The 26,206-nt window shown below is 70.8% G+C and carries 19 protein-coding genes; 3 read left to right on the forward strand and 16 right to left on the reverse strand.

Annotated elements, in window-relative coordinates:
* Positions 1–330: 330 nt before the first annotated feature.
* The 10 genes from ACIHEI_RS31990 to nrdR form a co-directional block, all read right to left on the reverse strand.
* Positions 331–3,444: an Ig-like domain-containing protein gene (locus ACIHEI_RS31990; RefSeq protein ID WP_396609156.1), complete on the reverse strand. Its 3,114-nt coding sequence runs from the start codon at positions 3,442–3,444 to the stop codon at positions 331–333.
* 220 nt (positions 3,445–3,664) lie between these two features.
* Positions 3,665–4,621, reverse strand: coding sequence for a carbohydrate ABC transporter permease (locus ACIHEI_RS31995; protein ID WP_387866649.1), 957 nt, complete (start codon positions 4,619–4,621; stop codon positions 3,665–3,667).
* On the reverse strand, positions 4,618–5,643 hold the full coding sequence (locus tag ACIHEI_RS32000) for a carbohydrate ABC transporter permease (RefSeq protein ID WP_396609157.1): 1,026 nt from the start codon (positions 5,641–5,643) through the stop codon (positions 4,618–4,620). Before ACIHEI_RS32000 ends, ACIHEI_RS31995 begins: the two co-directional genes overlap by 4 nt.
* 95 nt (positions 5,644–5,738) lie before the next feature.
* Positions 5,739–7,106, reverse strand: a complete 1,368-nt coding sequence (locus ACIHEI_RS32005; protein WP_392955412.1) for an ABC transporter substrate-binding protein — start codon at positions 7,104–7,106, stop codon at positions 5,739–5,741.
* A 184-nt stretch (positions 7,107–7,290) separates the two neighbouring features.
* Positions 7,291–7,842 carry a Clp protease N-terminal domain-containing protein gene (locus ACIHEI_RS32010; protein WP_396609158.1) on the reverse strand — a complete coding sequence of 184 codons (552 nt, stop codon included), beginning with the start codon at positions 7,840–7,842 and terminating at the stop codon, positions 7,291–7,293.
* A 1-nt stretch (position 7,843) separates the two neighbouring features.
* Positions 7,844–8,074: an RNA polymerase subunit sigma-70 gene (locus ACIHEI_RS32015; RefSeq protein WP_387648797.1), complete on the reverse strand. Its 231-nt coding sequence runs from the start codon at positions 8,072–8,074 to the stop codon at positions 7,844–7,846.
* Between the two features lie 51 nt (positions 8,075–8,125).
* Complete coding sequence (locus tag ACIHEI_RS32020; protein ID WP_396609187.1) at positions 8,126–8,878, reverse strand: SDR family oxidoreductase; 753 nt, start codon at positions 8,876–8,878, stop codon at positions 8,126–8,128.
* Positions 8,879–8,969: 91 nt separating this feature from the next.
* On the reverse strand, positions 8,970–9,701 hold the full coding sequence (locus ACIHEI_RS32025) for a hypothetical protein (protein WP_396609159.1): 732 nt from the start codon (positions 9,699–9,701) through the stop codon (positions 8,970–8,972).
* Between the two features lie 83 nt (positions 9,702–9,784).
* On the reverse strand, positions 9,785–12,664 hold the full coding sequence (locus ACIHEI_RS32030) for a vitamin B12-dependent ribonucleotide reductase (RefSeq protein WP_396609160.1): 2,880 nt from the start codon (positions 12,662–12,664) through the stop codon (positions 9,785–9,787).
* Between the two features lie 157 nt (positions 12,665–12,821).
* Complete coding sequence (gene nrdR, locus ACIHEI_RS32035; RefSeq protein ID WP_387648791.1) at positions 12,822–13,292, reverse strand: transcriptional regulator NrdR; 471 nt, start codon at positions 13,290–13,292, stop codon at positions 12,822–12,824.
* Between the two features lie 453 nt (positions 13,293–13,745).
* Here nrdR and lexA point away from each other — a divergent pair, with 453 nt between their 5' ends.
* The gene (gene lexA, locus ACIHEI_RS32040) at positions 13,746–14,471 is read left to right on the forward strand and encodes a transcriptional repressor LexA (RefSeq protein ID WP_198520699.1); all 726 of its coding nucleotides are present in this window, start codon (positions 13,746–13,748) and stop codon (positions 14,469–14,471) included.
* Positions 14,472–14,583: 112 nt separating this feature from the next.
* Here lexA and ACIHEI_RS32045 read toward each other — a convergent pair whose 3' ends face one another.
* The 5 genes from ACIHEI_RS32045 to ACIHEI_RS32065 are packed head-to-tail and all read right to left on the reverse strand — an operon-like array spanning position 14,584 to position 22,095.
* Positions 14,584–16,665 carry an ATP-dependent DNA helicase gene (locus ACIHEI_RS32045; protein ID WP_387648788.1) on the reverse strand — a complete coding sequence of 694 codons (2,082 nt, stop codon included), beginning with the start codon at positions 16,663–16,665 and terminating at the stop codon, positions 14,584–14,586.
* 12 nt (positions 16,666–16,677) lie between these two features.
* The gene (locus tag ACIHEI_RS32050; RefSeq protein ID WP_392955424.1) at positions 16,678–18,453 is read right to left on the reverse strand and encodes an IucA/IucC family protein; all 1,776 of its coding nucleotides are present in this window, start codon (positions 18,451–18,453) and stop codon (positions 16,678–16,680) included.
* Entirely contained in the window at positions 18,434–19,798 is a 1,365-nt protein-coding gene (locus tag ACIHEI_RS32055; protein WP_396609161.1) for a lysine N(6)-hydroxylase/L-ornithine N(5)-oxygenase family protein, read from the reverse strand. Before ACIHEI_RS32055 ends, ACIHEI_RS32050 begins: the two co-directional genes overlap by 20 nt.
* 6 nt (positions 19,799–19,804) lie before the next feature.
* A complete protein-coding gene (locus ACIHEI_RS32060) occupies positions 19,805–20,443 on the reverse strand; it encodes a GNAT family N-acetyltransferase (RefSeq protein ID WP_396609188.1) in 639 nt (212 codons plus the stop codon).
* On the reverse strand, positions 20,335–22,095 hold the full coding sequence (locus ACIHEI_RS32065; RefSeq protein ID WP_387648782.1) for an IucA/IucC family protein: 1,761 nt from the start codon (positions 22,093–22,095) through the stop codon (positions 20,335–20,337). Before ACIHEI_RS32065 ends, ACIHEI_RS32060 begins: the two co-directional genes overlap by 109 nt.
* 255 nt (positions 22,096–22,350) lie before the next feature.
* Between ACIHEI_RS32065 and ACIHEI_RS32070 the strand changes: the two genes are divergently transcribed.
* Both ACIHEI_RS32070 and ACIHEI_RS32075 read left to right on the forward strand, forming a co-directional pair.
* Positions 22,351–23,427: a trypsin-like serine peptidase gene (locus tag ACIHEI_RS32070; RefSeq protein WP_396609162.1), complete on the forward strand. Its 1,077-nt coding sequence runs from the start codon at positions 22,351–22,353 to the stop codon at positions 23,425–23,427.
* Between the two features lie 59 nt (positions 23,428–23,486).
* Positions 23,487–24,638 (forward strand): trypsin-like serine peptidase, encoded by a 1,152-nt coding sequence (locus tag ACIHEI_RS32075; RefSeq protein WP_396609163.1) that lies wholly within the window; start codon positions 23,487–23,489, stop codon positions 24,636–24,638.
* A gap of 67 nt (positions 24,639–24,705) precedes the next feature.
* Here ACIHEI_RS32075 and hflX read toward each other — a convergent pair whose 3' ends face one another.
* Complete coding sequence (gene hflX, locus ACIHEI_RS32080; protein WP_387648776.1) at positions 24,706–26,205, reverse strand: GTPase HflX; 1,500 nt, start codon at positions 26,203–26,205, stop codon at positions 24,706–24,708.
* Between the last annotated feature and the right edge of the window lies 1 nt (position 26,206).

The raw sequence follows: 26,206 nt of genomic DNA on the forward strand, positions 1-26,206 counted from the left end.
CGAAGGCCCCCGGACGCGGCCCCGCAGGTGCCGCGAACGGGTCCGCCGGCTGCGGCTGTTCGCCGGAAGCACCGGGACCGGTAGAACCGCCAGCGCCACTGGAGTCGGACGGCTGCGACATGAAACCCCCTCAGAATGCGGGCATGCGGCGGTTTTCGGCCAGCCGCACGCCCGGTCGTGCCGGTGACTCTAGAGCCCGAACACCACTTCTGAACAGGTTCAAAAAGCCGCCGGGGCGGCTTGGTCACAGACTTGTGACACAAACCGCCCCGGCGGTGGGACGACAAGCGGGACAACGGGTGGGACGTCGGACGGGGCCAACAGGCCCGGTCAGTAGGCCCCGTACAGCGAGTACACGAGGTTGTCCTTCACGGCGGTGCCGAAGCTCGCCGGGAAGGTGCCGAACGGGACGCTCGCGTTGCTGTAGACGCCGGACCCGGCGGGGCCGGAGCTGTAGTGCATGTTGTTGACGGTGGAGCTGGTGCCGTTGGAGTTGTAGACCAGCCAGTAGGTGGTGTTGGCGGCCAGCGTGTAGGTGACGGCGGCGCTGTTCCAGGCGTTGGCGTTCAGCACGCCGACCGAACTGGTGGCCAGCAGGGCGTCCGGCGAGCCACCGTTGTCGCTGTAGACGGCGATCTGGAACTGGTTGTTGGGCGAGGCGCTGGTCTGTCCGGTGTGCACGTTCAGCGAGCTGAGCGCGATCGGCGAGTTGCCGGTGGTGATCTTCGAGCCGTTGAGGTGGTTGGAGTTGGTGTCGTCGAGCTGGGTGCCGATGGCGTTGTTGCCGATGGTCTGCGGCGGTGCGCCGGCGGTGGTGAAGGCCGCCGTGTAGGCGGCGGCCTGGGTGTTGCCCGCCAGGTCCTTCACGTTGGCGACGCTCAGCGTGTAGCCGGTGTTGAGCGAGAGGGCGGCGTTCGGGGTGAAGGTGGCGGTGTTGGTCGCGGAGTCCAGCGCGACGGTGCCGGCCACCGCGGTGCCGCCGCTGGTGGTCTTCAGCGTGACGTTGGTGGAGTTGACGGTGGCGGCCTGGACCGGCTCGCTGAAGGAGGCCTTCACCGGGGCGGTGGCGGCGACGCCGGTCGCGCCGTTGGCCGGGACGGAACCGGTGACGGTCGGCGGGACGGTGTCGGTGCCGTAGGTCGCGGTGTAGGAGCCCACGTTGCCGTCGAAGAAGGCGTACGTGATGCCGTGGATGGTCTCGATCCGGTAGTTGACGGCGGTGGTGCCCTGCTTGATGCCGGTGAGGGTGCCGCCCGCCGAGTTGACCGGGACCATGGCGCGCAGGCCGTTCGCGCCGCCGGTGATGCTGAAGCTCAGGGTGTTCGCGTTCCACGCCATCCCGGAGAACGCGGAGCCGTTGCGGAAGTCCAGCCAGTTCAGCAGCTGGCGGCCGGAGACCACGGGGGTGCCGTGCGCCTTGGCCGAGGCGATGACCTGGTCGGACGCGGTGGAAGCGGCGTAGTCGGTGTGGATGTTGGCGGTCAGGACGGTGTAGTAGCCCTTGGCGTTGTACGCGTTGTCCAGCAGCGTGTTGACGGTGCCCGGCATGGACTGCCCGGACTCGTCGGTGAGTTGGGTGGTGGCCTGGTACTCGTTGATGGTGGCGCCGTTGCTGTCCGCGAACTTCATCGGCAGGCCGGTGCCGTTGAAGTAGCCGGGCCGGTCCTGCACGAAGCTGCCCGGGTAGTAGTAGTAATCGGTGTCCAGCCGGATGCCGTTGGCCAGCTTGGTCTTGGCCTGGGTGGCCCAGTCGTCCCACTCGACGCAGTGGGTGCGGGTGCTGTCCGGGTTGGGCAGCGAGGGGTACTTGGCCTTCCAGGCGGCGAGCTGGGTGGTGTAGACGTTCGCCAGATCGGTGGGGGCGCCCCACGGGGTGCAGTTCGTGGTGATGTGGGTGCTGATCTCGAAGCCCTGGTCGGAGTAGGCCTTGGCCTGGGCGTCGGTCATCGGCCCGCTGGTGTAGACGTTGGACGAGGCGCGCACGCACTCCCAGTTGGCGACGTTGCAGCCGGCCGGGCTCTGCGCGATGTAGCCGTCGAAGCGTCCGGTGGTGCCGCCGATGCCGTGGTCGTCACCGGTCATCACCACGACGGCCTTGACGTCGCGGGGGAAGTACCAGAACTTCGGCAGCGGCTTCTTGGCGGCGTCCATGGTGGTGATCAGGTTGCCGAGCAGGCGCTGCTGTTCGTCGGCGATCGGGATCTGCGCCTTGTCGAGGTTGTTCCAGTTGAGTTGGCCGCCCGTGCCGAAGAACATCTCGCTGGCTTCGATGCCGTCCACGTTGTCGCGCTGCTGTCCGCCCCAGGCGATGTTGCCCTGGCGGGTCTGCACCACGGACTTGGCGAGGTCGAAGGTGAACGCGGCGGCCTGGCCGGTGCCGGCGGTGCGCAGGGTGACGGCCGGGTTGGTGGTGGCCACGGCGACGTCGCTGTACAGGGTGGCCACGGCGGTGGCGCCGTTCAGCGTGTACTTGTCGGCGGTGCCGTGGAAGCCCATGGTGTCGGAGGTCAGTCCGGTGCCGGGCGCGGCGGTGGTGTCGATCTTCAGGTAGGAGTCGGCCAGCGTGTCGGTGGTGGCGGTGAGGCCGAGCAGCCCGGCGAGCTGCTTGTCGGGCCGCATCGCGACCAGCCGTCCGCCGCCGTTCACCCAGGTGGTGAACATGGTGGTCTGGGCGGCCGTCAGCTGGTTCTCCGCCAGCAGCACCACGTCGTACTGGGCGAGCGTGGCGGAGGTGACGGTGCCGAGGTCGGCGGTCTTGTAGTAGTTCAGGCCCTCGGCCTTGAGGATCTCGCCGTAGTACGAGGTGTACGGGTTGGCGGGGTCGGTGACCAGCAGGATCGGGCCCTCGTTGCCGGGGCCGTTGCCGGGTGTGGTGCTGCCGCCGCCGGACGGGGTGTAGGTGGCGTAGATGGAGTAGTTGAGGCTGCCGGTGGAGACGGCGCCGAAACTGCTGGGCCAGGTGCCGAAGGCCTGGCCGCCGGTGGAGTAGCCGCTCTGGCCGCCGCCGGAGTAGTTGAGGTTGTTGACGGCGGCGGAGACACCGTTGGAGTTGTACGCCAGCCAGTAGGGCGTGTTGGGCGCGAGGGTCGCGGCGACCGGCAGGGTGTTCCAGGCGTGCGCGGTGAGCGTGCCGGACGCGGAGGAGCCGAGCAGCGGGCCGGGCTTGCCGGCGACGTCGCCGTACACCGCGACCTGGTACTGGTCGTTGGGCGTGGAGCCGACGGCGCCCACGTACACGCTGACGCTGTTGACCGTTCCGCCGCTGGAGCCGGTCACGAAGCGCGAGGTGTTGATGTAGTTGGAGTCGCCGGAGTCGGTGGCGGTACCGACGGTGTTGTTGCCGAGGACGGCGGTGGTGCCCGCGTGTGCCGCGGGCGCCGCCATCAGTCCGGTGGATGCGAGCAGGGCCACGAGCAGCCCGGCGAGCCGTTTTCTGAACCTCACGCCAACCCCCCAAGGTCGGATGACCGGATGAACGGCAGAAGTGCCGTCCTCCGTCCTATCGGCTCCGACCCCGGCGCGTCCGCAGAACCCTCACATCACAGCCACGACTTCCGGCCAACTCGAACGCGAAAGCTCCGCATCCGACCAGTATGTCTGCACACCTTCAACACAGCCGTTTGCGTTCAACACTTGAACAACCCGGTCGCAGGCGTCACAGGCTTCAGCCCTTCACCGACCCTGCCAGCAGCCCGCGGACGAAGAAGCGCTGCAGCGCGAAGAACACCGCCAGCGGCACCAGCATCGACAGGAAGGCGCCCGCCGAGAGCAGTTCCCAGCGGCTGCCGTTGGAGCCGGACAGCTGGGCGAGCCGGGAGGTCATCGGCGCGACCGTCGGATTGCCGCCGGCGAAGGTGAGCGCCACCAGCAGGTCGTTCCACACCCACAGGAACTGGAAGATGGCGAACGAGGCCAGCGCGGGGGCGCTCAGCGGCAGCACGATCGAGCGGAAGATCTTGAAGTGCGAGGCGCCGTCCACCACCGCGGCCTCCATCAGGTCGCGCGGCAGCTGGGCGATGAAGTTGTGCAGCAGGAAGATCGCCAGCGGCAGCGCGAACATCGTGTGGGTCAGCCACACCGGCACATAGGTGTCCTTCAGATTGAGCGCCGGAATGATCGTCATCGAGCCGAGGTGGGCGCCGCCGGAGAACAGCCGCAGCAGCGGGATCAGCGACATCTGCAACGGAACGATCTGCAGCGCGAAGATCACGAAGAACAGGGTGTCGCTGCCCTTGAACCGCACCCAGGCCAGCGCGTACGCCGCCATCGCGGCCAGCACCAGCGGGAAGACGGTGGCGGGGATGCTGATCGCCACCGAGTTGACCAGGTACGGCATCAGGCCGCCGGAGGTGCCGAAGGAGTTGTCGAACAGCACCGCCCGGTAGTTCTCCAGCCCGAAGTCGGGGTGGACGAACGCCTCCCACCAGCCGGTGGACGCCACGTCGGCCTTGGGGCGCAGCGAGGTGACCAGCAGACCGACGGTCGGGATGGTCCACAGAGCGGTCACGACGACCACCAGGAGGCTCGCCAGCGGGCTGCTGAAGGACCGCCGGACGGCCTTCACGGGCGGCAGTTCGGGCTCGGGTGCCTTGGCGGGGGCCAGGGTGGGCTGGGCGCTCATCGGGTCGCACGCTCCTTGCGCAGCAGGGCGATGTTGTAGACCACCAGGGGGACCACCGCGAGGAAGAGGATCACCGCGAGGGCGCTGCCGCGTCCGTAGTTGTACTGCTCGAAGCTCTGCGAGTACATCTCGTTGGCGAGCACCTGGGTGCCGTAGTTGCCTCCGGTCATGGTGCGGACGATGTCGAAGGCCTTCAGCGTGATGATCATGATGGTGGTGAGCACCACCACCAGCGTGGTGCGGATCATCGGCACGGTGACGTGCAGGAACAGCCGCAGGCCGGTGGCGCCGTCGAGCCGGGCGGCCTCGGTGATCTCGTCCGGGATGGCCTTGATCGCGGCGGACAGCACCACCATGGCGAAGCCGGTCTGCACCCAGATCAGGACGGCCATCAGCAGGAAGTTGTTCAGCGGCTGGGACAGGATCCAGTTCGGCGGGTCGTCCCAGCCGAGCGCGACGGCGAGCTGGCTGAGCAGGCCGACCTGGTTCTGCCCGGCGCCGCGCGACTCGTACACCAGCTTGAAGATCAGCGAGGCGGCCACCAGCGAGACCGCCATCGGCATGAAGATCAGCGACTTCCAGACCGCCTGCCCGCGCATCCGGTCCACCATCAGGGCCAGCGCGAGGCCGAGCCCGGTGGCCGCGAGGGGGGCGATCACCAGCCACAGCAGGGTGTTCAGCAGCACCCCGTGGATGGGTGAACTGGTCAGCGCCCAGCCGTAGTTCTTCCCGCCGACGAAGCTCGCGCTGTCGGCGTCCAGGAAGCTCAGCACGACGGTGCGCACCAGCGGCACCACCAGGCCGGTGAGCAGCAGGACGATCGCCGGGCCGAGCATCAGCGCGATCGCCAGTGGCCGGGAGAAGCGTCCGGTGGCGCGGCCGGCCGCGAAGAACACGGCGAGCAGGATGCCGACGAAGCCCAGTACGGCGCCGCCGGTGTTGCCGAACTTGACTGCCGCGTCCTGCCACAGCGAGTCCGCGAGCTGGAGCGCCGGCCCGGCGAGCCGGGTGTCGGTGGGCATGCGCAGGGTCCTTCCTCAAGACCTGGTGATCCCGGGCATGGGGAGGGCAGCGCGGGCGGACGGCTCACCTGCCCGCGCTGCCCTGCGAGTTCGACCTACTGGGGCCAGGCGGCGTCGATGTCGCCGGCCGTCTTCTGGATCGACTGGCCCTCGGCGAACCAGGCGGTGAGCGCCTTCCATTCGGCGCCGGCGCCGACGGCGGCGGGCATCAGGTCGGAGGCGTCGAACCGGAAGGTGGCGGTCGGGTCGGTGAGGAACTGGGCGGACAGCTTGTCGATCGGGTCGGTGTAGAGGCTCTTGTCGACGCCCTGGTTGGCGGAGACCCAGCCCGGCGAGACCTTGACCCGGCTGCCGGCCCACTCCGAGGTGGACAGGTAGTTCTGCACGGCCTGCACCTCGGGCCGGTCGGAGAACGCGGTGAGGAATTCGCCGCCGCCCTCGACCGGGCTGGTGACCTGCGGGTTCACCGCGGGCAGGTGGAAGGCGAAGACGTCGCCGTCGGGGCCGATGTTGGTGCCCTTGGGCCACTGCGCGCGGTAGAAGGACGCCTGCTGGAGCATCGCGCACTTGTTGCTGAGGATCGGGGTGCCGGCGTCCTGGAAGGTGGTGGTGGCGATCGACTTGACGTCGCCGAAGCCGCCGTTGACCCAGGCCGGGTTCTGCATCCAGTCGGCGACGGTCTTCATCGCTGTGGTGATCTTCTCGTCGGAGAACTTCACCTTGTGGCTGACCCACTGGTCGTAGACGTCGCCGCCGTACGAGCCGAGGACGATCTCCTCCAGCCAGTCGGTGGCGGGCCAGCCGGTGGCGGTGCCGGAGCCGATGCCGCCGCACCAGGGCTTGGTCGCGCCGGCCTTGGCGATCTTGTCGCTGAGCGCCATCAAGTCGGCCCAGGTCTTGGGGACTTCGTAGCCGGCGGCCTTGAAGGCCTTCGGGGAGTACCAGACCAGGGACTTCATGTTGGCGCTCATCGGCGCCGCGTAGAAGGTGCCGTTGACCGATCCGTAGGTCTTCCAGATCGGCGACCACTTGTTCTCGTTGTCGACGGTCTGCTGCGGGGGCTTGACCACCTTGCCGCTCTTCACCATCTGGGCGAGCAGGCCGGGTTGCGGGATGACCGCCAGGTCGGGGGCGTTGCCGCCGGCCACCCGGACCGGCAGCTGCGACTCGAAGTCGTTGGAGCCCTCGTAGACGATTTTGATGCCGGTGCAGGAGCTGAAGTCGGCCCAGGACTTCTCCAGCGAGTCCGACTCGGGCGCCAGGATCGACGCGTACATCGACACCTTGGTACCCGAATGACCGGCGTAGGCCTGGTACTTGGCGCAGTCACCGGTGAGCGCGGCGGCCGGCGCCCCGCCCCCGCCGGACGAGGAGCTGTTGGAACAGGCGGCTGTCAATGCCAGTGCCAGAACAGCCGGTACGGCCAGCAGCCTCCGGCGTCCAGTGGTCACGGGGATGATCAATGCGGTCCTCCTTGCCAGGGCATGGGCATGCCAGCCGTAAGAGAAACAACACTGCGCTGTACCGAAGATGGGGTCTGTGTACCCAGCTGATCGCTGGCTCAAAGACGTTAACCCACCGACCACCCCACGCCAAGGAGCGCGTTCGACCTTCATCGGGCAGCACTCCAGTTGTGACCGCGCCGTGCTACGAGGCCGCCGCCCGGCCGTCCGTCAGCGCCGCCTCCGCCTCCCGCTCCAGATCCGCCAGGTCCACACCCCGCTCGCGCAGCAACCGCGCCGCCGCACCGCCCTCCCGGATCAGCCCGAGCAACAGGTGGCCGGTCTCGATCCGGCGCACCCGCCGCCCGGCCGCCGCGCGCAGCGACAGCGCCAGCACCCGCTTGGCCGAGTCGGTGAACCTCGGACCGCCCCAGCGCGACGGCCGGCCCGGCGGCGGGGCGTCCAGCGCGCCCGGGCCGAACGTCGACTCGACGGCCTCGCGGACCGCCGCCAGGTCGATGCCGATCGCCGCCAGCGCCGCCCCGTCCCGCTCCGGGTCGGGGCCGCCCACCGCACGCCTGGCCTCGTCGAGGCCGATGCCGAAGCGGCCGAGCAGTACGGCCGTCGGGTCCTGCGGCTGGGCGAGCAGGCCGAGCAGCAGGTGCTCGGCGCCCAGGTGGTCGTGGCGCAGGAGCTGCGCCTCCTCGGCGGCGAGCGTCACCGTGCGGCGGGCCTCCGCCGCGAACCGTTCGAACATCTCAGTCCCCTCCCCGTTCGGTCGTCCGCTTGGCGTACTTCTTGTGCACCGCCTGCCGGGTCACGCCCAGGCAGACCGCGATCTCGTGCCAGGACCAGCCCTTGCCGCGGGCGTTGCCGACCTGGAGTTCCTCCAGCCGGTCGGCCAGGTCGCGCAGCGCCCGGACGGCGCGCAGGCCGATCGCCGGGTCGCCGCTGCTCGCGTCGGCCGCGAGCTGTCTCGTCTCGCTCATGGTGTCAACATAGGTTGACACGGGCGGGCCCGTCAACCTTGGTTGACAAAATCAGTACCGCTCCGCCAGGAACTCCGCGAAGGTGATCCGCCCGTCCGCGTGCTCGGGCGTCAGGTTCGCCCCGGCGCGCATCGCTCGCACCGCCCCGCCCGGCGTCGGCACCCGCAGCACCGGCCGCCGCCGGCCCCGCGCGTGCAGGAACTCCGCCGCCAGCGCCTCGACCGCGCGCACCTGCGGGCCACCGAAGTCCGCCACCCGCCCGGCCGGCCCGCCCTCCGCCAGGTCCGCCAGCCGCTCCGCGACGTCGCGGACGTCCACCGGCTGGAACGCCACCCCGCGCGGCAGCAGCAGCACCGGCGCCTTCGACAGCCCCTCCAGCACCCGCAGCACCAGGTCGTGGAACTGGGTGGCCCGCAGCACCGTCCAGCCGAGACCGGACCCGGCGATCAACCGCTCGCACTCCTCCTTCGCCCGGTAGTAGCCGAGCGGCACCGCGTCCACGCCGACGATCGACACATACACCAGGTGCGCGACGCCGGCCGCGCGGGCCGCCGCGACCAGCCGGCCGGTCGCCTCCACGTCCCGCTTCCCGTTGGTGGTCGCGCAGTGCACCACCGTGGTCGCGCCCGCCAGCGCCGCCTCCACCCCGCGGCCGGTCACCAGATCCGCGACCGCCCACCCGTGCTCCCCCGGCGTGTGCGCCTGCCGGCTCACCACCCGCACCGGGCGCCCTCGCGCCACCAACCGGCGCACCACGACCCGCCCCAGCGTCCCCGTCCCGCCCGTCACCACGATCTGCCGCATCGCGCTCACCCCTCTCCTCCCCCAGCCTGCGCGGGCCACCCGCGTCCGGCAGCCCGGCCGACGCACCCGGGGGAACGGGGTCACCCCGGGGTCACAGGTCCTCCGGCCACGGGTAGCCGAGCTGTTCCGCGTACTCCGCACTGCCGCCGCAGACCCGCGCCCAGGCGCGCGGGTCCGCCGAGGTGAGACGGTCGACCAGCTCGGCGGCCAGGGCGACTGGGTCTCCGGCGGGAACGGTCAGCTCGGCCAGGAACTGCAAGTGCGGAGATGTGCCGCGGCCGACCGGCACGGCCGGGTGGTAGAAGGTCAGGTCGATCCGGTCAGGGCCCCCGGGCCAGGTCCACACCTCATCGAGCTCGCACTCCCAGGCGGCCAACAGCTCCGGCCGACGGACGAGTTGGGCCTGCAACAGACGGCCGACGCCGCGCGCGGGCCAGTCCTGGACACCGGTGCCCGCGCGGTCGATCTCCCCGAGGTACTGCCCGGCGTCGAACCGGTACGCCGGGAGATCGAGGTCCTTGATGTACGGGTTGCGCCAGCCGTCCCAGACCACGACGCCGCCCTCCTGGCGCACCGTCACGTACAGGGCGCCGCAGCACTTCTCGCCGCATCCGGACAGGTGGAGCCGGACTTCCCGGGGCTCAAGACCCGGAACCAGCGGGCTGTACGGCCCGAGCAGCGACCGCGGGTCCGGGCCGAGGTGCCCATCGGCGAACCCCGTGTCCAGCAGGTCGCGCCCGTCGACCAGCAGCCGGAGGTGGCGCCGTCCTTCCGAGGCGTCCTCGATGCGCAGTTCCAGCCGGTTGTTCGATGCCTCGTCCATCCCGGCATTGTGCCCGCACACGGCGCAGGGCGCCGACCGAATTACGGTCGACGCCCTGCGCGTCACTGCACGTTGACGGCTTGTCAGCTGCAGCCGCTGGTGGAGCCGCAGCCCTCGCAGAGGTAGCAGCTGCCGGCGCGGCGCATCTTGGTGCCGCAGGAGAAGCAGAGCGGCGCGTCGGCGTTCAGGCCGAGGCGGATCTCGGCGAGCTCCGTGGAGTTGTGCGCGGCCGGGGCCGACTTGGGCTGCTCGACGACCGGCAGGGCGACGTGCGGCTTCTCGGCGGCGAGCGGCGCGGACTGGGCCAGCGACTCGACGTCGAGCTCGTCCTCGATCGGCTCGTAGGAGCCGGTCTCCAGGTGCCGGGTGCGCTCCTCGACGGAGTGGATGCCGAGCGCGGAGCGGGTCTCGAACGGCAGGAAGTCGAGGGCCAGGCGTCGGAAGATGTAGTCCACGATGGACTGCGCCATCCGCACGTCCGGGTCGTCGGTCAGACCGGCCGGCTCGAAGCGCATGTTGGTGAACTTGGCGACGTACGTCTCCAGCGGGACGCCGTACTGGAGGCCGACCGAGACGGCGATGGAGAAGGCGTCCATCATGCCCGCGAGGGTCGAGCCCTGCTTGGACATCTTCAGGAAGACCTCGCCGAGGCCGTCGTCCGGGTAGGAGTTGGCGGTCATGTAGCCCTCGGCGCCGCCGACCGTGAAGGAGGTGGTGATGCCGGGGCGGCCCTTGGGCAGGCGCTTGCGGGTCGGGCGGTACTCGACGACCTTCTCGACGGCGGGGGCCGCGGCCGGGGCGGAAACCGAAGTGGCCGCCGGGGCCTTGGTCTTGGCCGAGAGCGGCTGGCCGACCTTGCAGTTGTCGCGGTAGATGGCGAGCGCCTTGACGCCGAGCTTCCAGGCCTGGAAGTAGATCTCCTCGACGTCCTCGACGGTGGCGTTCTCCGGCATGTTGACGGTCTTGGAGATCGCGCCGGAGATCCACGGCTGGATCGCGGCCATCATCCGCACGTGGCCCATCGGGGAGATCGACCGCTCGCCCATGGCGCAGTCGAACACCTCGTAGTGGGCGGCCTTCAGGCCGGGCGCGTCGATGACGTTTCCGGTCTCGCCGATGTGCGCGACGATCGCCTCGATCTGCTCGTCCTGGTAGCCGAGGCGCTTCAGGGCGCGCGGGACGGTGCCGTTGACGATCTGCATCGAGCCGCCGCCGACCAGCTTCTTGAACTTGACCAGGGCCAGGTCGGGTTCGACGCCGGTGGTGTCGCAGTCCATCATCAGGCCGATGGTGCCGGTCGGGGCGAGCACCGAGGCCTGCGCGTTGCGGAAGCCGTTCTGCGCGCCGAGCCGGACCACGTCGGTCCAGGTGTCGTTGGCGACGGCCCACACCGGAGCGTCCAGGTCGTCGAGCGGGGCGACGGCGGAGGAGGCGTCCGCGTGCTGCTTCATCACGCGCTGGTGCGGGGCGGCGTTGCGGGCGTAGCCGTCGTACGGGCCGACCACGCCGGCGAGTTCGGCGGAGCGGCGGTAGGCGGTGCCGGTCATCAGCGAGGTGATCGCGCCGGCCAGGGCGCGGCCGCCCGCGGAGTCGTAGGCGTGGCCGGTGGCCATCAGCAGGGCGCCGAGGTTGGCGTAGCCGATGCCGAGCTGGCGGTAGGCGCGGGTGGTCTCGCCGATCTTCTCGGTCGGGAAGTCGGCGAAGCAGATGGAGATGTCCATCGCGGTGATGACCAGCTCGACGACCTTGGCGAAGGTCTGCGCGTCGAAAGTGTCGTCGTCGCGGAGGAACTTCATCAGGTTCAGCGAGGCCAGGTTGCAGCTGGAGTTGTCCAGGTGCATGTACTCGGAACACGGGTTGGAGGCGTTGATCCGGCCCGACTCGGGGCAGGTGTGCCAGTGGTTGATCACCGAGTCGTACTGGATGCCCGGGTCGGCGCAGGCCCACGCGGCCTCGGCCATCTTGCGGAACAGGCCCTTGGCGTCGACGGTCTCGATGACCTCGCCGGTCATCCGGCCGCGCAGGCCGAAGCCGGTGCCGTTCTCGACCGCGGTCATGAACTCGTCGTTGACGCGGACCGAGTTGTTGGCGTTCTGGTACTGGACGGAGGCGATGTCGTCGCCGCCGAGGTCCATGTCGAACCCGGCGTCGCGCAGGGCGCGGATCTTCTCCTCCTCCTTCACCTTGGTCTCGATGAAGGCCTCGACGTCCGGATGGTCGACGTCGAGGACGACCATCTTGGCGGCCCGGCGGGTCGCGCCACCGGACTTGATGGTGCCGGCCGACGCGTCGGCGCCGCGCATGAAGGAGACCGGGCCGGAGGCGTTGCCACCGGAGGACAGCAGCTCCTTGGAGGAGCGGATCCGGGACAGGTTCAGGCCTGCGCCCGAACCGCCCTTGAAGATCATGCCCTCTTCCTTGTACCAGTCCAGGATCGACTCCATGGAGTCGTCGACGGACAGGATGAAGCAGGCGGAGACCTGCTGCGGCTGCTGGGTGCCGACGTTGAACCAGACCGGCGAGTTGAAGCTGAACACCTGGTGGAGGAGGGCGTACGTCAGCTCGTGCTCGAAGATCTCGGCGTCGGCCGGGGAGGCGAAGTAGCCGTGCTTCTCACCGGCGGCGCGGTAGGTGAGCACCACGCGGTCGATGATCTGCTTCAGGCTCCACTCGCGCTGCGGGGTGCCGACCGCGCCGCGGAAGTACTTGCTGGTGACGATGTTCACCGCGTTCACCGACCAGAAGTCGGGGAACTCGACGCCGCGCTGCTCGAAGTTGATCGAGCCGTCGCGCCAGTTGGTCATCACGACGTCCCGGCGCTCCCAGGAGACCGCGTCGTACGGGTGGACCCCAGGAGTGGTGTAGATCCGCTCCAGCCGCAGGCCCGACTTGGGGGCCTTGGCGCCCTTCGCGGCCTTCTCCGACTTCGACCCGCGCGCGGAACCGCTCGTGGTGTCTGTCATGCCTTGCTCCTCCTCCTGGGCAAACGCCCGAAGTGCCCTGAAAAGTCCGGGCACGACTGGTTCGTTCTCCTGGTGCGCGGGCAGGCCGGAGCCCGGCCACGGCACACGGGTAATGCGGTGACTTGAATGAAAAAAGATGAAAGGAAGGACCCGGCCGTTACGGCACGGGCAGCGGGACCGCGGGCCGCTCGGAGCGCAGCTCCGCGATCGCGGCCTCGAAGTCCTCGAGGTTGTCGAACGCCCGGTAGACGGAGGCGAACCGCAGGTACGCCACCACGTCCAGCTCCTTCAGCGGGCCGAGTATCGCCAGGCCCACATCGTGGGTGGAGAGCTCGGCGCTGCCGCTGGCCCGCACGCACTCCTCGACCCGCTGCCCGAGCTGGGCCAGCGCGTCCTCGGTGACCGGGCGGCCCTGGCAGGCCTTGCGGACGCCGGAGATCACCTTCTCGCGGGAGAAGGGCTCGGTGACGCCACTGCGCTTGATCACCATCAGGGTGGCGGTCTCGACGGTGGTGAACCGGCGGCTGCAGTCCGGGCACTGCCGGCGGCGGCGGATCGAGCACCCGTCGTCGCTGGCGCGACTGTCCACGACACGGCTGTCCGGATGCCGACAGAAGGGGCAGTGCACCTGGAACTCCCTCCCTGCGACCCGACGGCGAACGACTCGTACCACTCTACCCGACTCGAAACACAAGACCTGTGCCCGATCGAGGACACTAGCCACTAGATCTAGTGGCGGATGGGGCGCCACGCCGGGCGAACGGGTGACAGCCGGGGACCGGCCGGGGACATCGCGCGCCGGGACCCCATAGACTGTTCGAGTCGAACATGCAATCGACTTACACCCGGAGGCTTGATCAAGTCAGGCAACCTCGAATAAATTCACTCGAACGTGTGTTTGGCGCAACCTTTCGATAGAGGCGCCAGTTGAGCTGGGCAGTTGGAGCACCAGTCGAGAGGGTCGCCCGCGATGTCCACCCCCAGCGCCGCCAGCGTCATGCACACCGTCGAAGCCAAGACCGCCATCCCGGTGCAGGAGCGTTCCGCGCGCACCACTGACCAGGAGAGCATGGATCAGACCATGAGCCGTAGTCAGCCGATCGAGGAGTCCCCGCTCGGTGTGCCCACCCCCGTCGTCCGTGCCCTCCCCGGCCGACCCCCCGGCATCCGCACCGACGAGGCAGGACTGACCGAGCGCCAGCGCCGCGTCATCGAGGTCATCCGGGATTCCGTCCAGCGGCGCGGCTACCCGCCGTCCATGCGCGAGATCGGCCAGGCCGTCGGCCTGTCCTCCACCTCCTCGGTCGCCCACCAGCTGATGGCCCTGGAACGCAAGGGCTTCCTGCGCCGCGACCCGCACCGCCCGCGCGCCTACGAGGTCCGCGGCGTCGAGGTCGCCCGCCCCGCCGCGGCGGAAACCTCCGGCCGGCCCTCCACCTCCTACGTCCCGCTGGTCGGCCGGATCGCCGCCGGTGGCCCGATCCTCGCCGAACAGACCGTCGAGGACGTCTTCCCGCTCCCCCGCCAGCTGGTCGGCGAGGGCGAGCTGTTCGCCCTGACGGTCAAGGGCGACTCGATGATCGACGCCGCGATCTGCGACGGCGACTGGGTCACGGTCCGGCGCCAGCCGGTCGCCGAGAACGGGGACATCGTCGCGGCGATGATCGACGGCGAGGCGACGGTGAAGCGCCTGAAGCGCGAGGACGGGAAGATCTGGCTGATGCCGCACAACGTGGCGTACGAGCCGATTCCCGGCGACAACGCGACCATTCTGGGCAAGGTCGTGGCCGTTCTGCGCCGCCTCTGAACGCACTACGTGGATCGGCCCGAGGAGAGGGGTTCTCTCGTCGGGCCGATCTTTGCGTTCAGCGCCTTCTGCTTCGCGCAGTTCCCCGCGCCCCTGTCGGGGCGCGGGGGAGTCAGCGAGGCTTGACCGGGGGCGCCGACGCGTCGATCGCGGCCAGCGACCTGCGGACCTGGTTGCGGTCCGTGGTGTACCAGAAGTCCGGCATGGACGAGCGGAAGAAGCTCCCGTACCGCGCGGTGGCGAGTCGCGGGTCGAGGACGGCGACGACGCCGCGGTCGTCCGCCGCGCGGACCAGGCGGCCGGCGCCCTGCGCCATCAGGAGCGCGGCGTGCGTCGCGGCGACGGCCATGAAGCCGTTGCCGCCGTGGGCTTCGACGTCCTTCTGGCGGGCGCTCATCAGCGGGTCGTCGGGGCGCGGGAAGGGGATCCGGTCCATGACGACGAGCTGGCAGGCGGAGCCGGGGACGTCGACGCCCTGCCAGAGCGAGAGGGTGCCGAACAGGCAGGTCTGCGCGTCGGAGGCGAAGGTGCGGATGAGTTCGCCGAGGGTGTCCTCGCCCTGGAGGAGGATCGGCACGTCGAGGCGTTCCCGGAGGGCTTCGGCCGCGGCCTGCGCGGCCCGCATCGAGGAGAACAGGCCGAGGGTGCGGCCGCCGGAGGCGCCGATCAGTTCGGTGAGTTCGTCGAGCATCTCGGGCCGGTCGGGTTCCCGGCCGGGCGGCGGCAGGTGCTTGGCGACGTAGAGGATGCCCTGCTTGGGGTAGGTGAACGGGGAGCCGACGTCCAGTCCGCGCCAGTACGGCGGGGCGTCCTCGCCGGTCTCGGCGCTGGGCCCGTCGGGGGTGCGGTGGTCGGGCAGCCTGGTCTCGCCGGGCAGGCCGAGGGACGCGGCGACGCCGTTGAAGTCGCCGCCGAGCTTGAGGGTGGCGGAGGTGAGGACGACCGAGCGGTCCTTGTACAGGTTCTCCCGGAGCAGCCCGGAGACGGACAGCGGGGCGACCCGCAGCGACGCGGTGCCGAGGCCGAAGCGGTCGCTGCGTTCGATCCAGATGACGTCGTACTCGGAGCCGGTGAGCAGCCGGTCCGCCGTCTCGTGCAGGGTCTCCGCGGAGGCCATCGCCTGCTTGCGGACGGCGTCCTCGTCGCTGAGGCCCTTGTCGCGGTTCTCGCCGAGCGAGGTGATGACCTGGCGGCAGGCGTCCCGGATGCCGGCCACGGCGTAGCCGAGGTACTCGGGGAGTTCCTCGACCTGGCCGGGCTGGGCGGTCTCCATCAGGCCGTGGAAGTTCTCGGCGGCGGCCTGCAGCGCGTCCACGGACTTCTCGTTGGCGAGTTTCGCGGCGCGCTTGACCGCCCGGTTGACGGCGCCGACGGTGAGTTCGGCGGTGGCGGCGCCGGTGACGCGGTTCACCAGCTCGTGGGCCTCGTCGATGATCAGCAGGCCGTGTTCGGGGAGGACGGGCGCGCCCTCGATCGCGTCGATCGCCAGCATCGCGTGGTTGGTGACCACCACGTCCGCCAACTTGGCGCGTTCGCGGGCCTGTTCGGCGAAGCACTCCTGGCCGTAGGCGCACCGGGCGGCGCCCAGGCACTCCTTGGAGGTGACGGAGAGCTGGGCCCAGGCCTTGTCGGAGACGCCGGGGGTGAGGTCGTCGCGGTCGCCGGTCTCGGTCTCGTCGGCCCAGTCGCGCAGCCGCAGGACGTCCTGGCCGAGCTTGCCGGTGGGGCCGCCGAGCGCGTCGACCGGGTCGAACAGGCCCTCGCCCTCGTCGCTCGGGGTGCCCTCGTTGGCGCGGTGCAGGCACAGGTAGTTGGAGCGGCCCTTGAGCATCGCGTACAGCGGGCGGCGGCGCAGCGTCGGGTGCAGGGCGTCGACGGTGCGCGGCAGGTCGCGTTCGACGAGCTGGCGCTGGAGGGCGAGCGTCGCGGTGGCGATCACCACGTTGTCGCCGTGGGCGAGGGCGGGCACCAGGTAGGCGAGGGACTTTCCGGTGCCGGTGCCGGCCTGGACGAGGAGGTGTTCGCCCTCGTCGACGGCGGCGGCGACCGCCTCGGCCATCCGGACCTGCCCGGGCCGCTCCACGCCGCCGACGGCGTTGACGGCGGCGTGCAGCAGCTCCGGGATACGGGAGGCGGGGACGGGGGGCGCCGATGCGTCCGGGCCGCCGGGCAGGGGTGCGGTGTCGTTCGTCATGACGCAACCAGCCTACGGGGCCGGGGTGACAATTCGGTGCCGTCGGGACGGGAGGTGCGCGGTGCTGTGCAGCGGGTTGTCGACCTGGCCGTGGACGGCGGCGTGCGGACGGTCCGGGCGGTCGCGGTAGCCGTCGAGCAGCAGCCGGTTGCGGTTCAGGCAGAGCCGGTCGATCCGCGGCGCGAACAGGTCGAACAGTTTGTGCCGGTCGGCGAGTTCCGGGAAGCGCCGCTGGCAGTCCCGGATCCGCTCGGCGAGCAGCTCCCAGAACTCGGTCTCGGGGAGGCCGAGTTGTTCCTCCAGCAGGGGTGCGAGGTAGCGGTAGACGCCGATGAACAGCCCGGAGTGCAGGAACTGGCACAGGTAGTCGGGGTTCTCGCGCAGCAGGACGTCGCCGATGCCGTCGGGCAGGTCGGCGAGTTCCGGCAGCGGCTGGTCGCTGATGTTGACGTCGTCGACGAAGTCCTTGACGGCGAGCCGGACGGGGACGTCCTGCTGGTCGAAGACGATGATCGCGTTCTCGCCGTGCGGGGAGAACACCAGGCCGTAGCGGTACAGGAAGTGCAGCAGCGGCGGCAGCATCACGGTGAACAGCCGGTCGGTCCACTCGCGGACGTCCAGGCCCGAGCGGGCGACGAGTTCGGCGGTCAGCGCGCGGCCGTCGGAGCCGGTCTGCAGCAGCGCGGCCAGGGTGCGGCCGTGTTCGCCGTCGTCGAGGTGGCGGCCGAGCGGCTCGCGCCAGATCGCGCCGAGCAGTTCCTTGTACTGGTAGGGCGCGTCGGGAAGGTCCCGGTACAGCGGGTGTTCGACGGTGACGGAGGCGATCTCGCCGAGCAGGATCACCCGGCATTCGTCGCGCAGGTACGGGTCCTGGTCGCGCAACCCCTGGATCCAGCCGGTGACGGCGGGTGCGGCGAGGGCGCGTTCGGTGGGCAGGCCGCGCCAGACCAGGGTGTTGAGGATGGCGAGCGGCAGTTTGACGGTGCACCGGTCGGGGCGGCTGAGGTTGAAGAACGACCGGATGGACTGCTGGGGCAGCCGCAGGTCGCCGTCGGTGGGCAGTGGGACGATCTCGCCGCTGGCGATCCAGGGCGCGAACAGGCCGACCACGGTCTCGTCCCACTGCCAGGGGTGCACCGGCAGCAGCCAGAACTCGTCGGCGCGTTCGCCGAGTTGGGCGCGGAACGCGGGGTCGAGTTCGGTGTCGTAGATGGTCTCGTCGCCGCGGAAGGCGGCCAGGTTCTTGTGCACGGCGAGCCACGGCAGGGTGCGGGGCAGCCGGGCCTCGGGGGCCCAGCGGGCGGCGTCGGCGGCGGAGAAGCCGAGCCGGCCCTTGTTGGCGACGATCCACGGGTGGCCGGTCTGTCTGCCCTCCAGCGCCGCGTGGTCGAGGTCGGCGAGTTCGGCGGCGGTCAGTGCGGTGGCCCGCAGGTGGGCGTCGGCGATCAGGGTGGCGGTGAGTTCGCGGACCAGGTGGCCGGTGGTGTCGCCGGTCAGCTTCAGGGTGTGCCGGGCCTGTTGGAGGAATCTCAGCGGGTCGTCGCCGCCGATTATCGAGGCCGGGTCGACCCGCCAGCTGCCGTAGGCGCCCCGGCGCGCGGTGAACCGGTAGTCGGCGTCCGGGAGTTCGAGCAGGTAGTGGTCGCCCTCCGGCCGGGGGTGCAGCAGTTCCTCGTAGGCGAATTCGCCGAACAGTTTGGCCAGCATGGCGCGTGCGGCGGCCTGCCAGTGACCGGTGGTGAGCTGGGACGGCAGGTGGAGTGCGGTGTCAACGGCCGGCTGCGGCACGCTCGTTCCCTTCCTGGGGTCGCGGGAGCACCGGGGCCGGGGCGGGCTCGGGTGCGAAGGTGGTCCAGGCGGTGCGGTGGGGCAGCGGGTGCAGGGTCTTGCCCGCGACGGCGTTCAGGATCACGGCGGCGCGGTGCGCGCCGAGCCCGAGGTCCGGGGTGCCGACTCCGTGAGTGTGCAACTCGGCGTTCTGGACGTACAGCCCCCCGGTGAGTTCCGGCCGGGTGGCGACCCGGTGGTCGAGGTCGACCCGGTAGCGGCCCTGTGCGTCCCAGTCGATCAGCCCGGCGATCGGGTCGAGCAGGGCGGGGCGGTGCGCCCGGTAGCCGGTGGCGAGCACCACGGCGTCGGTGCGGATCAGGTGGCGGCGGCCGGAGTCGGTGTGCCGGCAGCGCAGTTCGAGCCGCCCGTCGGGGCCGGGGAGGGCCTCGGTGACGGCGGTGCCGGGGAGGATCTCGACGGGTTCGGCGTCGATCGGGCGGCCCACGGTGCGCTCGTACAGGTGATCGTGGATCTCGGCGAGGGTCTCCGTGCTGGCCGCCTTGTGCAGTTGCCACTGGGCGGGCACCAGGGCGTCCCGGACCGGCTCGGGCAGGCCGTGGAAGTAGCGGGTGTAGTCGGGGGTGAACTGTTCCAGGCCGAGCTTGGAGTACTCCATCGGCGCGAGCGCCCTGGTGCGGGTGAGCCAGCGCACCCGGGTGCCGTCGCCGGCGTGTCGGCGCAGCAGGTCGAGGAACACCTCGGCGCCGGACTGGCCGGAGCCGACCACCGTGATGTCCCGTGCGCCGTCGAGCCTCTGACGCTCCGTCAGGTACTCGGCGGAGTGCAGCACCGCCGGGTGGTGGCGCAGCGCCGCGAACGCCTCGGGGCGGGCGGGTTCGGTGCCGACGCCGAGCACCAGGTTCCGGGCCAGGTGCACCGCGCCGGCCGCGTGCACCCGGTAGTGCTGCTGCCCGGCGTCCCAGTGGACGGCGTCGACGGGGCTGTCGAAGCGGCAGTTGGGGAGCCGGTCGGCAGCCCAGCGGCAGTAGTGCTCGTACTCGCGGCGCGGCAGCTGGAAGCGTTCACTGAAGTAGAACGGGAACAGCCGCTGCTGGTGGCGCAGATAGTTGAGGAACGACCACGGGTTGGTGGGGTCGACCAGCGAGACCAGGTCGGCGAGGAACGGGACCTGCATCCGGGCGCCGTCCACCAGCATGCCGGGGTGCCAGCGGAATTCGGGGCGGGCGTCGAGGAACAGCGCGCTGACGGTGTCGGCCCGGTCGGCGAGCGCGGCCAGCGAGAGGTTGAACGGGCCGATGCCGACGCCGATCAGGTCGTACGGCTCGGGCTGCTGAGTGTTCATGACGTCCTAGGTCTCGGGCCGCGCGCGGATCATCAGGGCGGCGCGCTTGTCGGGGAGGTCGAGATCGGCGGCGCGGGTGAATCCGGCGGCGGTGAACGCCCGGACGGAGGGCGTGTTGCGGACGTCGGGTTCGGCGAGCACCCGGGTGCAGCGGGGTTCGTCCCGCAGCAGCCGGGCGGCGATCGCGTCGAGCAGCAGGGCGCCCAGGCCCCGGCCGCGGGCGGCGGGGGCGAGCAGCAGGTGGATGCCCAGATCGTGCGGGCGGGCGGGGTAGTGCGCGGCGAGCGGGTCGAGGTCGGCGCGGTACAGCTCGAAGTAGCCAGTGGGTTCGCCGTCGAGCAGCGCGAGGACGGGGCGGCTGCGGCCGTCGCCGTCGAGCTGCCCGGCGAGGTGCGCCGCGGTGGTCCCGGGCGGGCCCGCGAGGGCCCACCAGCGGTCGGTCTCCGGGTCGTTCATCCAGCCGGTGATCAGGTCCAGGTCGGTGCTCAACTGGACGGTGCGCAGGACGAGTTCACCGGCGCTGGTGGCGATGGGCCTCACGCCCGGGCCACCGGGTTGTCGATCTCCACGTACACCGACTGGGTCTCCACCGGGCCGACCAGTTCGTCCAGGCCGTGCAGCCGGGTCAGCAGGTTGGCCTTGCAGCGCAGGGTGGGGGCGTCCAGCAGGTGGGCGGGCAGCGTGGAGCGGGTGGCGGTGGCGGCGGGGCCGGACAGGAAGCGGCGCAGCGCGGCCAGCAGCAGTCGTTCGTCGGCGAGTTGCTGGGAGCCGAAGGCGCCGATCAGGCCGAGCACGTGGTTGATGCCGAGGTAGTAGGCGAAGCGTTCGTCGGCGACCGCGTCGGGGACGAAGGTGTCGCTGTGCGCGCCGAGTCCGGGCAGCATCCGGTGCAGCCGGTCGGCGTGCGAGGTGCGGAAGTAGTAGCCCTGGTTGTCGCGGTAGCGGCCGCCGGTGGGCCAGCCCTGCGCGTCGAGCAGGACCAGGCTGTTCTGCTGGTGGGCCTCCAGCGCGATGCCGGCCTGCCCGTCGAGCCAGAGGATCGGCAGCACCACGGCGTCCAGGTAGCGCAGGAACCATTCGGTGGCGACGGTCGCCGCGGGTCGGCCGCTGCGGGCGGCGAGTTCGCCGATCAGCTGGGCGAGTTGCGAGCCGTCCGGGTCGATGGGCTGTTCGGCGACCAGGCCGGCCACGCACAGCGCCCGGTCGGCGGGGCCGAACGGCAGCTCCCGCAGCACGGTGTCCAGGCCGTTGGGGTCGCCGAGGGCGGGGTGGTCGACGCCGATCCAGGCCGGGTCGCGGACGATGTCGAAGCCGGGGTGGGCGGCCTGCCACTTCCGGCCCAGGCCGGCCTCCAGCAGCCGGTGTACCTCGACGCCGCGGTGGAGTTCCTTGCGGAGGTTCTCCCGGCGGGAGTTGGTGATCCGCAGGCCCAGCGAGAGTTTGAGCATCCACGGGGTGCCGGGTCGGCAGACGGTGCGCACCGAGCTGGTGGGGTGCCAGGGTTCGCCGTGCTGGCCGAGGTCGGTCAGCAGGCCCTGGTCCAGCAGGTCGGCGACGGCGGGACGGAGGGTCAGCTCCCGGGCCTGCCACGGGTGCAGTGGCAGTGCGGCGGTGCCGGCGGGCAGCGGGCGGCCGTACAGCTCGGCGGTGAGCCGCTCGGCGGGGGCGCCGGCTGCGGAGTCCGCGGCGAGCAGACTGCGGTCGACGGCCCACCAGTGCAGCCGGAACGAGCCGTGCAGCTCCGGCGAGTAGGCGGCGGACTGGGCGGGGCCGAGGCCGTCGCGGCTCTTCGGGGTGGGGTGCAGCGGGTGGCCGAGCAGCAGCGACTGTTCGGCGCGCAGGAACGGGTCGACGGGGGCGGAGGTGAACGTCCGCCGGTGGGCGAGGATCTCGGCGGTGCGGCCGACCGAGTCGGCCACCCGGGAGGTGAGGTCGGCGAGCTGGCCGGGTTCGGGGCGGCCGGTGGCGCCGGCCACCAGGGCGGCGACGGTGACGGCGTCCACCGGGTGTTCGGCGTTGCCGGTGGAGACGGTGGCGGGGCCGAACCGGTGCCAGCCGCAGGCCGACCAGTGCCGCACCGGCGCGGACAGCTGGGCGGCGCCGCCGAGGACGGGGATGCGCAGCAGGTCGCCGTCGGGGCGTTCGGCGGCGGTCTCCCGGGCCCAGCACCGCAGCAGGCTCTCGGTGGCGGCGTGTTCGGCGGCGACGGCCGGATCCGGGTGGAGCAGCAGGTCCGGGGTGGGGTGCCCGGCCGACGGCAGGACGACCGGGAGAACCTCGGTGAGGGTGGTGGACAAATCCGCTCCTTGAGCCGCGCGAGAGCCTTCGGGTAAGGGTTACCTATCCCGGAGCGCCGGATACAAAATCGCCTCACCCGTTCCAGTGAGTTTCCGTTGATCACCCGCGCAGCAGCCGGCCGGCTGGGATCCTGACGGACCGTCACCATCACGGTTCGATGACCGGACGCCAACAGGACCGCACCGCCCGCCGGTGGTTCGCGCCCCGAATGAAAGACTGTCCCGGGGGAACGGACCGTTTCAGGGGGGTTGAGAGTGAGGGCACGGGGGGTGCTGGCCGCGCTGACCGCGGCGGTGCTGCTGGGCGGGGTGGCCGGCTGCGGCTCGGACGGCGGCCCGGGCGGGGACGGGAACCCGCACAGCTTCGCCGAGTTGAAGCACTGGGGGTTCACCGAGTGGGACCACTGGGCGCAGCGGCACAGTTTCCGCAATCCGGTGATGGCGGGCGCGTGGAGCGCCGAGACGATGGACCAGGCGCCGCCGCAGCAGCCCGCGCCGGCGCCCGAGTCGGCGTCCGCAGCACCCTCGCCGTCCACGGGAACCGGTCCGGGCCCGGTCCCGGCGGTCGCCGCGCAGCCGGTGCCGCGGCCGTACACCAGCTATCCGGCGTCGGGGAAGGTCTTCCTGACCGCGCCGAACGGCGGCACCGGCCAGTGCTCGGCCACCGTGGTGGCCGATCCGGCGAACCCGGGCCACAGCAACCTGGTGTGGACGGCCGCGCACTGCGTCCACGAGGGCAAGGGCGGCGACTGGTACAAGAACCTGGTCTTCGTCCCGGCCTACAACAGCTCGGGCGCAGCCAGCGACCACCACAAGGCCTCGCTCGCCGAGGTCGCCCCGCTCGGGCAGTGGTGGGCGGACAAGGTGATCACCTCACCGCTGTGGACCACCGAGGGCACCAGGGGCGGGGACGCCGCGAACCAGTACGACTTCGCGGTGATCAAGGTGCACGGCCCGGAGGGCGAGAGCCGCTCGCTGGAGGAGGTGCTCGGCACCGCCGTTCCGGTCTGGTTCGACGCGCCGCGCGAGCAGCTCGCCATCCAGGCCTGGGGCTACCCGGCCGTCGCGCCGTTCGACGGGCAGGAGCTGGAGCGCTGCGACTCCGGCCGCCCGGCCGCCCGGAGCTTCGACGCCGCGCGCCCCGCGATGCTGGTGATCGGCTGCACCATGACGGCCGGCGCCTCCGGCGGCGGCTGGTTCGTTGACGGCCCGGACGGCCGTCAACGGCTGGTCAGCAACACCTCCATCGGCACCCAGGCGCACACCGCCCTGAACGGCCCCTACCTGGAGGGCGTGGCCCGCCAGGCCCTCGACTACATCTCCCGGAAGTGACCGCCCGTCACCTCCGCACGACCTTCTCGACCGAACGACGACCACGGGGGGAATCACCCATGACCGACCAGCACCGCGTGAAGCGCCGCATCCGGAACGCGTCCGCGGCCGCCCTGGTGACGGTACTCGCCGTCACCACCGCCGCCTGCCAGAGCCAGAGCAAGACCACGAACGCGGCGCCTCCGGCCAGCAGCAGCTCCGGGCAGCCAGGTGTCGATGTGAAGGACATTCAGGGCGCCCTCTCCAAGATCTCCAGCTGGAACGCCTCCGACTGGGCCGACTGGGCCTCCAAGAACGGCTTCAAGCCCGAGGACCTGGAGGCGATCAAGGCCTTCTGGGACAACGCGAAGGTCTCGGGCGCGAAGGGCGTCACCACCGACCGGCCGAACGTCCAGCAGTACCCGACACTGTCGAAGGTGACCTTCCCGAAGACCATCGCGGCCAAGCCGCAGCCGCACCCGTACAGCGCGGACACCGCGGTGCTCGGCAAGATCTTCTTCCAGGCTCCCGAGGGCAACATGGTGTGTTCGGGCACCGTGGTGTCCGACCCGAGCCACCCCGGCAAGAGCAACCTGGTGTGGACGGCCGCTCACTGCACGCACGGGGGAAAGGGCGGTGACTACTTCAAGAAGATCATGTTCATCCCCTCCTACAACAAGTCCGGTGCGACCAGCAACGGCAAGGGCAAGAACGCCACCCGTGAGCAGATGGCCCCTCTGGGCGTCTGGGCGGCCCGCGACATGTACGTGATGCCACAGTGGAACGAGAAGGTCGGCCACACCGGCGGCCCGACCAGCCAGTTCGACTTCGCGGTGCTCCGGGTGGCCTCCCAGGACGGCTCCAGCCGTTCACTGGAGGAGACCGTGGGCGGATCGGTGCCGATCTGGTTCGGCGCCCAGCCGGACGAGATCACTTCGCCGTCCTCGTACGGCTACCCGAACGACCCGCCGTTCGACGGCCAGGAGTTGGAGCACTGCGACTCCCCCCTGAAGCCGACCCCGTTCGTCTTCGACCCCTCCCGCCCGCCGATGCTCGCCATCGGCTGCGACCTGACCGGCGGCGCCTCCGGCGGCGGCTGGTTCACCAAGCACGACGGCAAGACGGTGCTGTTCTCCGACAACTCGATCGGTGACGACACCTGGATGGCCGGGCCCAACCTCGGCCCGGACGCCAAGCGAATGTTCGAGGCCTTCATCCAGAACACCAAGTAGCCCTGGCACGCGGACGGCCCGCGGCGGGAACTCCCACCGCGGGCCGTCCGTAGTTCGTGCGCTACCACTACGCGGTGACGACCGCGTACCGCTCCAGCTCGGCCGCCAGCACCGCCGCCACCTTGGCGTGCAGCAGCGTGCCTTCCGCCGTGTGCTCGGCGCTGATCAGCTCGCCCTCCGCGTGCACCCGGGAGACCAGGTCGCCGCGGGTGTAGGGGACCAGGACCTTGACCTCCACCGCGGGGCGGGGCAGTTCCTCGTCGATCAGGGTGAGGAGCTCCTCGATGCCCAGGCCGCTGCGGGCCGAGACCACGATGGCGTGCGGCTCGCGGCGCAGCAGACGCTGGAGCACCGCCGGGTCGGCCGCGTCCGCCTTGTTGATCACCACGATCTCGGGCACGTTCTGTGCCTCGACCGAGACGATCACCTCGCGCACGGCGGCGAGCTGCGTCTCCGGCTCCGGGTGGGAGCCGTCCACCACGTGCAGGATGAGGTCGGCGTCGGCGACCTCCTCCATGGTGGAGCGGAACGCCTCGACCAGGTGGTGCGGCAGGTGCCGGACGAAGCCGACGGTGTCGGCCAGCGTGTACAGCCGGCCGCTCGGGGTCTGCGCCCGGCGGACCGTCGGGTCCAGGGTGGCGAACAGCGCGTTCTCCACCAGGACGCCGGCGCCGGTGAGCCGGTTGAGCAGCGAGGACTTGCCGGCGTTGGTGTACCCGGCGATGGCCACCGAGGGCACCTGGTGGCGCCGCCGCTCCTGCCGCTTGGTGTCGCGGCCCTTCTTCATGTCGGCGATCTCCTTGCGGAGCTTCGCCATCTTCTCGCGGATCCGCCGACGGTCGGTCTCGATCTTGGTCTCACCGGGACCACGGGTGGCCATACCGCCGCCCGAGGTACCGGAGCCACCGCCACCCATCTGCCGGGACAGCGACGCACCCCAGCCGCGCAGGCGCGGCAGCATGTACTGCATCTGCGCGAGCGAGACCTGTGCCTTGCCCTCACGGGACTTGGCGTGCTGGGCGAAGATGTCCAGGATCAGGGCGGTGCGGTCGACGACCTTGACCTTCACCACGTCTTCCAGGTGGATCAGCTGACCGGGCGTGAGCTCACCGTCGCAGACCACGGTGTCGGCGCCGGAGGAGGCGACCAGGTCGCGCAGCTCCTTGGCCTTGCCGGAGCCGATGTAGGTGGCCGCGTCGGGCTTGTCACGGCGCTGGATCACACCGTCCAGGACTTCGGAGCCGGCCGTCTCGGCGAGCGCGGCGAGCTCGGCCATCGAGTTCTCCGCCTCCTCGAGCGTGCCGTCCGTCCACACGCCGACGAGCACCACACGCTCCAGGCGGAGCTGGCGGTACTCGACTTCGGTGACGTCCTGCAGTTCGGTGGAGAGGCCCGCGACACGCCGGAGCGCGGCGCGCTCGGAACGGTCGTACTGCTCTCCGTCGTAGTTGCCGAGGCCCTCGTCGATCGCCGCGAGGTCCTCGTCCATCAGGGCTTCCGCCTTGAGGTCGGCGAGGCGGTTGGCCGACTCGCTCGATCGGGTGCGGCTGTCGAACGTGGAGGTCATT

The organism is Kitasatospora sp. NPDC051984 (assembly GCF_044593455.1).
Taxonomy (GTDB): Bacteria; Actinomycetota; Actinomycetes; order Streptomycetales; family Streptomycetaceae; genus Kitasatospora.

Coding starts and splice junctions, on each gene's coding strand:
- ACIHEI_RS32015 (WP_387648797.1), bottom strand. CDS start 8,074: ATGAGCGAGACGAGACAGCTCGCGGCCGACGCGAGCAGCGGCGACCCG.
- hflX (WP_387648776.1), bottom strand. CDS start 26,205: ATGACCTCCACGTTCGACAGCCGCACCCGATCGAGCGAGTCGGCCAAC.
- ACIHEI_RS32030 (WP_396609160.1), bottom strand. CDS start 12,664: ATGACAGACACCACGAGCGGTTCCGCGCGCGGGTCGAAGTCGGAGAAG.
- lexA (WP_198520699.1), top strand. CDS start 13,746: ATGAGCCGTAGTCAGCCGATCGAGGAGTCCCCGCTCGGTGTGCCCACC.
- ACIHEI_RS32025 (WP_396609159.1), bottom strand. CDS start 9,701: ATGGACGAGGCATCGAACAACCGGCTGGAACTGCGCATCGAGGACGCC.
- ACIHEI_RS31995 (WP_387866649.1), bottom strand. CDS start 4,621: ATGAGCGCCCAGCCCACCCTGGCCCCCGCCAAGGCACCCGAGCCCGAA.
- ACIHEI_RS32045 (WP_387648788.1), bottom strand. CDS start 16,665: ATGACGAACGACACCGCACCCCTGCCCGGCGGCCCGGACGCATCGGCG.
- ACIHEI_RS32010 (WP_396609158.1), bottom strand. CDS start 7,842: ATGTTCGAACGGTTCGCGGCGGAGGCCCGCCGCACGGTGACGCTCGCC.
- ACIHEI_RS32055 (WP_396609161.1), bottom strand. CDS start 19,798: ATGAACACTCAGCAGCCCGAGCCGTACGACCTGATCGGCGTCGGCATC.
- ACIHEI_RS32075 (WP_396609163.1), top strand. CDS start 23,487: ATGACCGACCAGCACCGCGTGAAGCGCCGCATCCGGAACGCGTCCGCG.
- ACIHEI_RS32020 (WP_396609187.1), bottom strand. CDS start 8,878: ATGCGGCAGATCGTGGTGACGGGCGGGACGGGGACGCTGGGGCGGGTC.
- ACIHEI_RS32000 (WP_396609157.1), bottom strand. CDS start 5,643: ATGCCCACCGACACCCGGCTCGCCGGGCCGGCGCTCCAGCTCGCGGAC.